The 12,121-nt window shown below is 59.3% G+C and carries 12 protein-coding genes and 1 tRNA gene; 5 read left to right on the top strand and 8 right to left on the bottom strand.

Features of this window, described 5'->3' with window-relative positions; translation table 11 throughout:
• Window positions 1–3 precede the first annotated feature (3 nt).
• The 3 genes from flgB to BLU76_RS16910 all read right to left on the bottom strand — a co-directional run bounded on the left by flgB (window position 4) and on the right by BLU76_RS16910 (window position 2,580).
• Window positions 4–411, bottom strand: coding sequence for a flagellar basal body rod protein FlgB (gene flgB, locus BLU76_RS16920; protein WP_072346448.1), 408 nt, complete (start codon window positions 409–411; stop codon window positions 4–6).
• A 356-nt stretch (window positions 412–767) separates the two neighbouring features.
• The gene (gene cheR / locus BLU76_RS16915; RefSeq protein WP_063324730.1) at window positions 768–1,595 is read right to left on the bottom strand and encodes a protein-glutamate O-methyltransferase CheR; all 828 of its coding nucleotides are present in this window, start codon (window positions 1,593–1,595) and stop codon (window positions 768–770) included.
• A gap of 58 nt (window positions 1,596–1,653) precedes the next feature.
• The gene (locus tag BLU76_RS16910; RefSeq protein WP_003204737.1) at window positions 1,654–2,580 is read right to left on the bottom strand and encodes a chemotaxis protein CheV; all 927 of its coding nucleotides are present in this window, start codon (window positions 2,578–2,580) and stop codon (window positions 1,654–1,656) included.
• Window positions 2,581–2,658: 78 nt separating this feature from the next.
• Between BLU76_RS16910 and flgA the strand changes: the two genes are divergently transcribed.
• From flgA to BLU76_RS16890, 4 genes are all read left to right on the top strand, one after another.
• The gene (gene flgA, locus BLU76_RS16905; RefSeq protein ID WP_063324729.1) at window positions 2,659–3,423 is read left to right on the top strand and encodes a flagellar basal body P-ring formation chaperone FlgA; all 765 of its coding nucleotides are present in this window, start codon (window positions 2,659–2,661) and stop codon (window positions 3,421–3,423) included.
• 172 nt (window positions 3,424–3,595) lie between these two features.
• A complete protein-coding gene (gene flgM / locus BLU76_RS16900; RefSeq protein WP_063324728.1) occupies window positions 3,596–3,913 on the top strand; it encodes a flagellar biosynthesis anti-sigma factor FlgM in 318 nt (105 codons plus the stop codon).
• 47 nt (window positions 3,914–3,960) lie between these two features.
• A complete protein-coding gene (locus BLU76_RS16895; RefSeq protein ID WP_072346436.1) occupies window positions 3,961–4,428 on the top strand; it encodes a flagella synthesis protein FlgN in 468 nt (155 codons plus the stop codon).
• A gap of 92 nt (window positions 4,429–4,520) precedes the next feature.
• Window positions 4,521–5,267 carry a flagellar brake protein gene (locus BLU76_RS16890; protein WP_003204744.1) on the top strand — a complete coding sequence of 249 codons (747 nt, stop codon included), beginning with the start codon at window positions 4,521–4,523 and terminating at the stop codon, window positions 5,265–5,267.
• 62 nt (window positions 5,268–5,329) lie between these two features.
• Here the strand turns inward: BLU76_RS16890 and BLU76_RS16885 are convergent, their stop codons facing one another.
• The 5 genes from BLU76_RS16885 to BLU76_RS16865 all read right to left on the bottom strand — a co-directional run bounded on the left by BLU76_RS16885 (window position 5,330) and on the right by BLU76_RS16865 (window position 11,137).
• On the bottom strand, window positions 5,330–6,697 hold the full coding sequence (locus BLU76_RS16885; RefSeq protein WP_063324725.1) for an MFS transporter: 1,368 nt from the start codon (window positions 6,695–6,697) through the stop codon (window positions 5,330–5,332).
• 70 nt (window positions 6,698–6,767) lie between these two features.
• The gene (locus tag BLU76_RS16880) at window positions 6,768–8,009 is read right to left on the bottom strand and encodes a glutamine synthetase family protein (protein ID WP_162471107.1); all 1,242 of its coding nucleotides are present in this window, start codon (window positions 8,007–8,009) and stop codon (window positions 6,768–6,770) included.
• Window positions 8,010–8,342: 333 nt separating this feature from the next.
• Window positions 8,343–9,035: a sensor histidine kinase gene (locus BLU76_RS16875; protein ID WP_063324723.1), complete on the bottom strand. Its 693-nt coding sequence runs from the start codon at window positions 9,033–9,035 to the stop codon at window positions 8,343–8,345.
• On the bottom strand, window positions 9,028–10,635 hold the full coding sequence (locus tag BLU76_RS16870) for a tetratricopeptide repeat-containing response regulator (RefSeq protein ID WP_063324722.1): 1,608 nt from the start codon (window positions 10,633–10,635) through the stop codon (window positions 9,028–9,030). The genes BLU76_RS16875 and BLU76_RS16870 overlap by 8 nt, the downstream gene beginning before the upstream one ends.
• A gap of 425 nt (window positions 10,636–11,060) precedes the next feature.
• Window positions 11,061–11,137: transfer RNA gene (locus tag BLU76_RS16865), tRNA-Arg, on the bottom strand.
• Between the two features lie 526 nt (window positions 11,138–11,663).
• Here BLU76_RS16865 and BLU76_RS16855 point away from each other — a divergent pair.
• Window positions 11,664–11,990, top strand: a complete 327-nt coding sequence (locus tag BLU76_RS16855) for an Arc family DNA-binding protein (protein WP_003204761.1) — start codon at window positions 11,664–11,666, stop codon at window positions 11,988–11,990.
• The last annotated feature ends 131 nt before the right edge of the window (window positions 11,991–12,121 follow it).

The following is a 12,121-nucleotide window of genomic DNA, read 5'->3' as shown; positions in this document are numbered from 1 at the left end:
GGCTTACTCTCCACGCAGGGCCGATACCAGCCCTTTGAATTTGCTGTTGAGCAGGGTGAAGCTGGCCTGGAAGTTCACGGAGTTTTCCGCGTAGTTGGACTGTTCCAGTTGAGCGTCCACGGTGTTCTGGTCGATCGACGGCTGCATCGGCGTGCGATACATCAACGACTCGTCGCCATTACCCAGGCCTTCGGCTTCGATATGACGGCTGTTGGTCATGTTCAAGGCGAAGTGGCCGTTCTTGGCCTTCTCGTTCTGCTCGGCGAGCACTTTGGAGAAGTCCAGGTCCCGAGCCTTGTAGTTCGGGGTATCGGCGTTGGCGATGTTGTTGGCCAGGACTTCGGCACGCTGGGCGCGGAAGCTCAGGGCCTGTTCGTGGATACCGAGCGCTTTATCGAAGCTGATGCTCATGTCGGAAACCTTTGGGTGACCAGAATGTACGTACGTTGGCTATAGCAAGCGGCGTGCCACTTTCCAAAGCCCCGTAAACCGGGGCTTTGCGGGCATCGGCAAGGCGGCAATGCCAGAAAAGCGGCAACTGGCTTCCGCAAGCTGCCGCTTTTCTGCCGCTTCTCAAGGGCAATGGCATTCAAACTGTGGGAGCGGGCTTGCTCGCGAAAGCGGTGTGACAGCGACATTTATCTCGACTGACCGCCGCATTCGCGAGCAAGCCCGCTCCCACAGGGATAATGGTGATAGGGAGGAATGAGCGGGCATAAAAAAACGGGAGCCCGTGGGGACTCCCGTTTTTTGTCAACCCAAGCCAATCACTTCGCCTGGTAAATGATCCCCGGGCTGCACTGGACCATCTGGTAATGATCCGGCAAACCGTTCAACGCCTCGGAGGCGCCGAGGAACAGGTAGCCGCCCGGCTTGAGCGTGCCGTGGATGCGCAGCAGGATGTCTTTCTTCACTTCGGCGGAGAAGTAGATCAGTACGTTGCGGCAGAACACGATGTCGAACTTGCCCAGGCTGGCATAGCTGTCCAGCAGGTTGAACGAGCGGAACTCCACCCGGCTCTTGATCGGCGCCTTGACCACCCACTTGCCCGGCCCTTTCGGGTCGAAGTAGCGTTGCAGGCGGTCCGGCGACAAACCACGGCCGATGGCCAGGCTGTCGTACTCGCCAGTCTTGCAGTTATTGAGCATGGTCCCGGACAGGTCGGTGGCGACGATCTGCACGCCGCCTTTCAACTGGCCGAGGTTGGAGCGTTCGAACTCATCGATGGACATCGACAGCGAATAGGGTTCCTGCCCCGACGAGCAGGCCGCCGACCAGATCCGCAGGCGCTGGCCCGGGCTGGCCTTGATGGCAGCCGGCAGCACTTTGTTCTTCAGCACTTCGAACGGATAGGTGTCGCGAAACCACAGGGTTTCGTTGGTAGTCATCGCGTCCACCACCATCTCGCGCAAACCACTGCGCGGTTGGGTCTGGATACGCTGCACAAGCTCGCCCAATGACTTGAGGCCCTGTTGCTCCATCAATTTATTGAGACGGCTCGACACCAGGTATTGCTTGTTTTCACCAAGCAAGATGCCACAGGCTTTTTCCAGGAAGACCCGGAACTGTTCGAAATCCAAATTACCCGTAGACAAGATACCGCCTCTTTCATCGTGTTGACTTGCCGGGCGCACAACGCGCCCGACCTTTACTTTATTCTGCTGCCTTGATCCGCTCGACGACCCGGGACGCCAGGTCATCGGGACGGAATTTCGCCAGGAAATCGTCGGCACCGACCTTCTTGACCATCGCCTGGTTGAAAACCCCGGACAACGAAGTATGCAAGATGATGTGCAGCTTTTGCATGCGCGGATCGCTGCGGATTTCAGAAGTCAGGGTGTACCCGTCCATCTCCGGCATTTCAATGTCGGAGATCATCATCAGGAACTCTTCCTCAGGCTTCTTGCCCTCGTCGACCAGTTTGCGCAGGTAATCCAGCGCCTGTCGCCCGTCGTTCAACGCCACCACCTCGACGCCAACCGTTTGCAGACAACGGGTCACCTGCTTGCGGGCCACCGAAGAGTCATCGACGGTCAACACCCGCAGCGAAATCGCCTTGTGCTGGGTTTCGGCATCCACCACCCCCACGGAGATCGCTTCCGGCGTGGGCGCTACTTCGGCGAGGATTTTTTCCACGTCGATGATTTCCACCAACTGGTTATCGACCCGGGTCACTGCCGTGAGGTAGTGATCGCGGCCGGTCCCCTTGGGCGGTGGATGGATCTCTTCCCAGTTCATGTTGACGATGCGCTCCACCGAGCGGACCAGGAACCCCTGGGTCTTGGTGTTGTACTCGGTGATGATCACAAACGGATTGCTCTGGTCCAGCAGCCGACCGGAACCGGTCGCCATCGCCAGGTCGAGAATCGGGATGGTCGCTCCCCGAATATTGGCCACACCGCACACGACGGGGCTGGACTTGGGCATCAGGGTCAGCTTGGGGCATTGCAGCACCTCGCGGACCTTGAATACGTTGATCCCATACATTTGTTGGCCGTCGAGACGGAACAACAACAGCTCCAGGCGATTCTGACCGACCAGCTGAGTGCGCTGGTTCACCGAATCCATTACTCCCGCCATGCCCTGACTCCTACCTAACGCTAATGTGTCCGACGCGCATTCATCACTAAACGGCACGGGGCTTGCTATTGAACCGGCATGAACGCACAAACGACATTTTCTCGACGCCTGACCACTCACTGCCGCCACTGGCTCGGTGCACTGCTGGCTGTCTGCCTGTTCACTTCGGGCGGTCCTGCCCTTGCTGCTGTTCCGGTTACCTTGCCTGATCTCCTTATCGGCGTCACTCAGGGCTTTCTTGAATTCACCGTAGAAGACTATCTGGCTACCAGTCAAACCGAAGGTCGCTACGAAATCGAAGTCAACCAACTCGACCCGCGCCTGCGCATGCCAATGTGCGACAAGGAATTGACTGCTTCGCTGGAAAGTCCCGCTCGCCCTCTGGGCCGCGTCACGGTGAAGGTTCGTTGCGATAGCGCCGCGCCCTGGACGGTGTTCGTGCCCGCTCAAGTGCGCCTGTTTCGGGAAATTGTCACCACCACGCGTCCGCTCAAGCGGGCCGGGATCGTCGAGCCCCAGGACGTGATGCTGCGTGAACGGGACATCAGCCAGATCACCCAGGGCTTCCTGACCTCCGTCGATCAGGCCATCGGGCAGAAACTTGTCCGACCAATGGTCGCCGATCAGGTCGTGACGCTGGTGCACCTGGAGCAGGCCGAAGTGGTCCGCAAGGGCGACCAGGTGGTCATCACCGCCCGCAGCGGCTCCCTGGCCGTGCGGATGCCCGGCGAAGCCCTGTCCAACGGCGGCATGCGTGAACAGATACGGGTAAAAAACCTCAATTCCCAGCGCGTCATCAAGGCGCAAGTGATGGCTCCAGGCCAAGTGGAAGTGGCGATGTAATGACCCGGTAGAGGAGGTAGAAAGCTGGCGCTTGATCCCGGTGTTCCCTAGACTGTGCCTTACGCAAAGGCAAGCGCAGACGTGCGCACGTTCATTGAATAAATGAGCCTAAAGTTTTTTTGGGAATGGCCGAAAACATGGCAAGCGTCCAAATACCCAGAGGTTTTTTACCATGGTCATCGATTTCAATCGTTTAAACAGCTCTTCACCGCTGACAGGCACTACGCGTACCAGCGCTACCAAGGAAACCGCCGAAGCCGGCAAATCCGCGCCGCTGTCTACACCAGCCGACCAAGTCAGCAATGGGGAGTCGGTACACCTCAGCAATGAGGCTCAGCAGTTGCAGAAGGTCACTGACAAGCTGCGCGATCAACCTGTCGTCGACAACGCCCGCGTGGCCGAGTTGAAAGCAGCAATCGCCGATGGCAGCTACAAAGTCGACAGCAACCGCGTAGCCAGCAAACTGCTCAACTTCGAAGCCCAGCGCTAGGCCGCCGCCTGCGCCAGGCTTTTGGACGCTAAGACCCAAGGCCAGCCATGCACGACACTCATTTGTTGCAATTGATCATCGACGACTTCGTTCCAGCGCAACAGCTACTGGAATTGTTGCAGGCCGAATCCGTGGCACTGCACGGTCGTGACATGCCTCTGCTGGAGAATATCCTGGCGCAGAAACAGGCATTGATCATCTTGCTTGACCAGCATGGCCGCAAACGCAGCGAGATCCTCGCCAGCCTCAACCTGCCTGCCAGCCATGACGGCCTCGAGCAACTGGCCAGCCAGTCGACGATCGGCGATCAGCTGCGCTCCCAGAGCAAAGTACTCAACGACCTGCTCGCCCAATGCCAGGCAACCAACGCCCGCAACGGCCAGTCGATCCTGATGCAGCAGGCCGCCACCGCCAACCAGTTGCGCATTCTCAACGGTGGCGAGATCCCGACGCTGTATGACGCTAGCGGTTCAACGGCCAGAATGGTCAAGCACCGCCCGCTCAGCCAGGCATGAAACGAACAATGCCTTCGCTCTATCAACGCGCGATACATGCTGGCAAAATGCCGGCCATTCGTAGTCGTATTTTGCCTGGAGATTGACTCACCGTGTTCAATGCATCAAACGCGGATGATGCTCCGCAGCCCCCCAAGGTCCTCACCACGCCCCTGGAAATCTCCGGCAACCTGCGGATGCTGCAAGAGAGCCACGACCCACTGATCATCACCTTCCACGAACGTAGCCAGCGCTTCCAGAGCTATCTGGTCAACGTCGATCGCGAGACCAACTCCATCGCCCTGGATGAAATGATCCCCCGGGACGGCGAGCGTTTCCTGCTGGCTGGCGAGCCGTTTCGTGTCGAGGGTTTTCATGACGGCGTGCGTATCGCCTGGGATGGCAAGGGTCCACTGACCATCGATGAATCCAGCGACGGTCGCTGCTATCGCGGCGCCCTGCCCGACGAAGTGGTCTACCACCAACGTCGCAACGCCTTCCGCGCCGCCCTGAAACTGGCACAACTGGTAAGCGTTGAACTGGGCGGCGACAAGCTCAAGTCCCCCGTAGATGGCAAGTTGCTGGACATCTCCGCCACCGGTTGCAAATTGCGCTTTGACGGCGACATCACGGAGCGTCTGCAATTGGGCCAGGTGTATGAGCGTTTCATCGCGGCCCTGCCTTTTGGCAACATGACCGCGCCAGTCGAGCTGCGTTACCTGCATTTCGAAGAAAGGATCAACACCACGTTCGCCGGTGTACGCTTCCATAACATCAGTGGCTTGGTGCAACGGCAGGTCGAGCGGTTCGTCTACCAGCTCCAACGAGAAGCCCGGCGCTTCGATAAAGACGACCTCTGATTTTTCGAGGCATGAAAAACGGGCAGTCCCTTACGGCGACTGCCCGTTTTTTTATGCCTGCTTCAAGGCCTGGCCTGGGTAAAACTCGGTGTCTCGGGCGCCTCGGTTTCAGTTTCAGCCTCGGCCGCAGCCTCAGTGGCCGGCTCGGGCTCCACGTCCGGATTGGCCGGCGCCTGCATCTGCTCCTGCACCACCTGCTCATCCACCCGCGGATCAAGACACGCCACCAAAGGCGAACTCGACATGCTGTCCGGCATCGCCACGTGATGCAGCGGTGCGTCATCGACCTGATGCAGGTTGGTCACCGCTTTCGGTCGGATCCGCCACACCAGTACCAAGGCGAAGAAAGCGAAAAAGCCGTAGAGCATCTGGCTGCCGAACATTTTCATCAGCACGCCGGCCACCAGTGGCCCGATGCTGGCTCCCACGCCGTAGGTCACCAGCAGCATCGCGGTCAGGGACACCCTTCGATCAGCTTCGACGTGGTCGTTGGAGAACGCTACCGCCAGCGGATACAGGCAGAACTGCACCAGCGAACAGAAGAACCCCGCGACGAACAGCACCTCCAGCGGCACCGTCGGAAGAATCGCCAATGGCAGCGCACAGATCGTCAGGACCAGCGCAAAGCAGCGGATCAGCAGCGCCCGGTCATATCGATCGGACAGCCAGCCCAGGGGCCACTGCACCAGCAGTCCGGCGAAGATGCAGCTACCCATGAACAGACCGACCTGCTCGGTCGACAGACCCTGCTGAGAGGCATACAGCGGCGCCAGACCATAGAACGAGCCGACGATCAATCCGGAGCCCAGCACCGTACTCAATGACTGTGGCACACGCTTGATGAAGAAGCGCGGCTCCATGGGCGCCGGATGCAGCGCCGCCGGGTGAATCCGCCGGGTCAGTGTCACCGGCACCAGGCACAAGGCGAAGCACAGCGCCACCAGCATCAACAGCTCAGGCCCCAGGGCCGGGTGCATGACCAGGATCAACTGCCCCAGCACCAACCCCAGGTACGAGGCGATCATATAGCCACTGAACACCACCCCACGCTGCTTGGCATCGGCTTGCTCGTTGAGCCAGCTCTCGATGACCATGTACTGGCACATCATCCCGAGGCCGACAATCATCCGCAGCACGACCCAGGCCGGCAGCCAGTCCACCAAGCCATGGCCCAGCACGGCCGCCCCGACAATCCCGGCGCAGGCCGAATAGGCGCGGATGTGCCCGACGCGGGCGATCAGCCGATGGCCGATCTTGCCCCCCAGCACCAGGCCGAAATAGTTGGCGGCCATCAGCGCACCGACCCAGAGACTGTCCACATGGTCGGCGGCCAGGCGCAAGGCCAGGTAAGTACTCAAGAGGCCCGAGCCGATCAACATCATCAGCGAAGCGAAATAAAGCGCTCGAAAAGGTTTCCAGATTTGGCGCATCGGCGTTCCGAGCGGCTCCTTGAGGTGAGTAAGGGCTACCTGTTGAAGATAGCCCGAATGCGACGGTTCGTTATGCCTGGGCCGCGAGGACACGTCGCTCCCAAGGCGTGATTTCATCGAAGAAGCTGGTCAGCTCCAGGGTCTTGGAGGCGATGTAGCCTTCGATGAACTCCGTACCAAACAGTTCCTTCGCCAGATGACTACGCTTCAGACGCTCCAAGGCGGCATGCAAGGTACATGGCAGCGACAGATTATCCGGCACTTCGAATTCACCCTGGATCGCCGCGCTCGGCTCCAGCCGATGTTCAATCCCATACAGCCCGGCGGCCAGGCTGGCGGCAATCGCCAGGTAGGGGTTGGCATCGGCTCCCGGCAAGCGGTTCTCGACCCGCCGGGCCACCGGCGAGCTGGCAGGAATCCGCAACCCGGCCGAACGGTTGTCATGGGACCAGCAGGCATTGTTCGGCGAGGCGAACGGGTGGCACAGGCGCTGGTAGGAATTCACGTTCGGCGCGAACAACGCGGTGAAATCCGCCAGGCACGCCTGTTGCCCACCGATGAAATGTCGGAAAGTCGCCGTCGGCTCGCCCGCTTCGTCGCTGAAGACGTTGCGGCCGCTGTCCGCCTCGACGACGCTCTGGTGGATGTGCATCGAACTGCCCGGTGTGTGGGCCAGAGGCTTGGCCATGCAGACCACGGTCAGGCCGTGCTTGAGGGCCACTTCCTTGAGCAGGTGCTTGAACAGGAACGTCTGGTCGGCCAGCAACAGCGGATCGCCGTGCAGCAGATTGATCTCGAACTGGCTTACGCCCATTTCATGCATGAAGGTGTCACGAGGCAGGCCCAGCGCCGCCATGCAGGCATAGACTTCACTGAAGAACGGGCGCAGGCCATTGTTGGAGCTGACGCTGAACGCCGAATGGCCGTCTTCGCGACGCCCATCCAGGCCCATCGGCGGCTGGAACGGCTGGGTCGGGTCCGGATTGGGGGCGAACACGAAAAATTCCAGTTCGGTGGCTACCACCGGCGCCAGGCCAAGGGCGGCATAGCGCGCGACAACGGCCTTGAGCTGGCCGCGCGTCGAGAGCCGGGAGCTTTCACCGGTCAACTCGTCGGCATCGCAGATCGCCAGGGCACGGGGCTGCTGGCTCCAAGGCAGGCGATGAATCTGTTTCGGATCGGCCACCAGCGCCAGGTCGCCGTCGTCGCTGCCGTAGAAACGCGACGGCGGATAACCGCCCATGATGCATTGCAGCAGCACGCCCCGCGCCAACTGCAACCGCCGGCCTTCGAGGAAACCCTCAGCGGTCATTACCTTGCCCCGCGGCACGCCATTCAAATCCGGCGTGACACATTCAATCTCATCAATGCCCGTCAGTCGCTGCGCGAGTGAACGCTGGCCATCGGTCGTCATGACGCAATCCTTGTTATGTGCGAGCCGCGAACGGCAACCCGTACAAAATAGGCTTCGGCTGTTCGGAATATCAAGCACCCGGAGGCAATTAAAATTTACGCAATACGCGTGTGGGAGCGAGCTTGGTCGCGATGGCATCGGCTCAGTCAATATTGAGCTGACTGATACACCGCTATCGCGAGCAAGCTCGCTCCCACAGAGGATTTGTGCTGTTTTTTAAAAAGCGCACGCTCAGGGCAGGTAAAGCCGGAACACCCCACCACCCAACACACCGCCATTGGCAATCTCGGTACGCCCGCTCACGCCGCCGCGCTGGTGCAGCCTGGCGATCCGCGCGGCGAAGTACAGACCCAGCCCGGTGCTGCCGCTGCTGTGGTTGATGCCTTGCACGTACTCGGCCTGACGCTCGATCATCTCAGGCGGGTAACCTTCGCCGTCGTCATTGAGGGTCAGCACCAGTTGCCCAGCCTCGTCGCTCACACTGATCAGCAGCGCCTGGCGCGCATGGCGAATGGCATTATTGATGCAATTGTCGAGCACCGAAGCAATCAGTTCACGGTCGAAAAAACCCAAGGGGCTGAGCGGATCGACTTCATAGGTGACCATGATCCCGCGACTGCGGAACACGTCCTGATGGCCGGCCAGTTGCGCCTCGATGAAGTCATCCAGCTCATGGTAGGCCGGGTGCAGCGGCAACTGGTTGACACCGAGCTTGTACAGCCCCAGCAGTTGCACCAGCAAACCATTGAGATGGGCGAATTCGAACTCGATGACGCCTTGCTCCGAGGTCTGGCGCTCGGCGTCGGGCAAGCGCTCGAGCCATTGCGTATGCGTCTGCATGAGCAAGGTCAGGGAGTTCTTCATGTCGTGCACGGTCGATGCGATCACCGTGGAAAAATCGAGGACCTGTTCGCTGTCATTCATCGCCAAATGCCTTGCTTCGCAGTTTTTGATAGCGCGCAAAACGCGCATCGGTGTCGGGCATCATGCCCACCAGTTTCAGGCAGGCGCGACACTCCTGCAGCAGTTCCGACTCCACGCTGGTGTCGGTGCCATGCAGCAGCGATTGCGCCATGTTCAGGGCAATACTGATGTTCTTCGGTTGCATCTTCAGGGCGCGGCGGAACAGCTCCCGCGCCTCCGGCAACGCGCCGGTCTTGTAGACCCGCACGCCTTCGCGGTTCAGCTCGGCGGCGGCATTGCCTTGATTGAGAATGTTCGGGTCGTCGGTCAGCTTGGCGATGCCTTGCATCACCGTCGGGTCATCACCGTAGATTTCCGCGCAGTTCTTGAGCATCGACTCGCCGGCGCTGGCCTGGCCAAGCATTTGTAACTGCTTGGCCACCAGCAACGCGGCCTCGGCGCTCATGAATTGCTCCATGCCATCGAGGCGCTGCAAAGCCTGTTCGGTGAGCTTCTCGGCGGTTTCGGCATCGTTGAGCAACAGGCTGGTGGCCTTCATCAGCCGTGCCCGGACCTGCAACCCCGGGTCGTTGAGGTTCTCCTTCGCCACGGCACTGAGCGTGGTGTTGATCTCCAGCCGGGTCCGGGTATCAAGGCCTTTTTCGCTGCCCTTGCTGATCAGCGCATGGGCCAGGCCGAGGTTGCTTTCCGGATCCTTGAAACGTGACTGCGCGCCCTGCCCGACCGCCTGGCGATAAGCCCGGGAAGCCGTGTCGTAGTCTTCGTTGGTCATCGCCAACTTGCCCAGCAACGACTGACGGCGCACCGCCAGCGGCGACAGGCGCACCGCTTCTTCCAGCACGTGCTGCGCCTGCTTGGTGTCACCTTCGGCCATCAACACTTCGGCCATGCCATCGTACAACGCCGGCATCATTGGAAAGACTTTCAGGGCCTTTTCATAAACGGCCTTGGCCTGCCCCACCTGGCCGCGCTTGAACATCAACTTGCCCAGCCCCGCGTAGGCCCACGGCAACGGGCGATCCGCGAGGATGGAGTTGTACAGACGCTCCAGGGCCTCGTTCTGATTCAGGTCGCGCAACGCATCGGCCCGATAACGCAGGCACAACGGCCCGTAGCGCGGGTCCTGCTTGCACAAGGCGATGCAGGCATTGAGCACGTCCATCGGCTTGCCACGATCGAGGGCCTGCAGGATCGGCTTGAGCAGGGTCTTGCGCTGCTCCAACCGCTCCAGCCGCTGGGCCAGGCCGGAGCGGTTGAACGGTTTGGTCAGGTACGCATCGGGCTCATGCTCCAGGGCACTGAGCACCATCGCCTGGCTGGTCTCGGCGGTCACCATGAGAAACACACTTTCATGGCTGATCAGCTTCTCGACCATCAGGTCTTCCAGCACCTGCTGGCCATTCTTGCGCCCGTCGCCCAGGTGATAGTCCTGCAAGATGAAGTCATAACGCTTCTGCGAGCACATGCGCAGCGCCACTTCACCGGTGTCGGCGGTGTCCACGTCCTTGACGCCCAGCTCACGCAGCATGGACCGGATCGAACTGCGGAAATCCGAGAAATCATCGACGATCAGAAAACTTTTTTGGTGGTACGCCAGCATCGAGGATGTCCAGGCAAGTAAAAAAATAACCCAATGGCATAACAACGAAACGCCGTGTCACAAGCCCGAGGCGCGCAGATGATAGCCACCAGCCAGCAACGTTCAAGGGATTTCAGCAATCGCTTGGCCTGGCTGTGTCGTGACGCACATTGCGAGCCAAAACGCAGGAGACAACCGGGCTCATCGGGTTATCGGCAGGAAATGGCGTTCCGTTAAGGGGAAGCTGTAGGGAAAACCGAGTGCAGAAAATCAGACCGTGGCGAGAAAGCTTGCTCCCGCTGGGCCGCGCAGCGGACCCGTTTTTTGACGGCTGCTGCGCAACCGAGCGGGAGCAAGCTCCCTCGCCACAAAGAATGCATTAAGAAGTGGGGACCAGGAAAAAAAACGAGAGCCGGGCAAAAAATTCGCTAAATCTTTGATTAATATGGTGTCCCAGGGCAGGTTCGAACTGCCAACCTTCCCCTTAGGAGGGGGATGCTCTATCCAATTGAGCTACTGAGACACGAGTCGACCACAAGAGATGCGGTGCGCAGGACGGCGTGCATGTTAACGACCTGCCCTGCGTTTGTCATGTCGCCCATGGCTTTTTAAGTGTAGGCAAATAGTACTCCCCTGTAAGGCTGGCAGATTCTGGACGCCGAGCGCGGGCCGCCATTCATCTGTCCTGGCTCGCTCATCCTAGTAAATCGGCCATTTGCCACTATCCTGTACAAGACAGGGATGGCACAGGTTTTTGTCCATTTCCGTTATCCGCCAGACGGTATGGCACATAGACACAATTCGACGGTCACAAATGCGAACCTGTTGTTTTTTACCAACCAGTCCGCATTTTTTGATGAAGGATACTGGCAGAACGCCTTTACCCCGATCAGAATTTGTCACAGAATTGGCGCCAATGATCTGGCAATTTTGAGGCATGATGCGGGCCTCTTAACAATTCAGGTTGAACATTTGGCAATGGAGCTTGTCCTATCGACATCCTGCGGCCAATCCCGAGAACCGCTCCCCTGAACTAACCGGTTAAATATATGCGCCCATTGAAACAGGCAATTTATTCCAGCCGTACGGCTGACAAGTTCGTCGTACGTCTGCCAGACGGAATGCGGGAACGCATTGCCGAAGTGGCTCGCAATCATCACCGCAGCATGAACTCTGAAATCATCGCGCGTCTTGAGCAAAGCCTTATTCAGGAAGGCGCGTTGGGTGAAGAGTTGAGCATGCGCCTGGACAGTCCAGAGCTGTCATTGCATGAGCGCGAACTGCTTCAACGCTTCCGACAACTCTCCCATCGCCAGCAGAACGCCCTCGTTTCGCTGATTGCCCATGACGCAGAAATGGCCGCAGACGCGACCTGATAGCCCAAAAATACTCAAGCCAGCCTCGTGCTGGCTTTTTTTTGCCTGGCGTTTGGCCTCAGCCTGCTTTTCAAGCACTCATAGAGCCATCGAACCAACGCCACTGCTGATCCATGGCAGTGATGCTAAAT

The sequence above is a fragment of the Pseudomonas sp. NFACC08-1 genome (assembly GCF_900106735.1).
In the GTDB taxonomy this organism is placed as follows: domain Bacteria; phylum Pseudomonadota; class Gammaproteobacteria; order Pseudomonadales; family Pseudomonadaceae; genus Aquipseudomonas; species Aquipseudomonas fluorescens_Q.
This window is presented reverse-complemented; position numbering and strand designations above follow the sequence as displayed.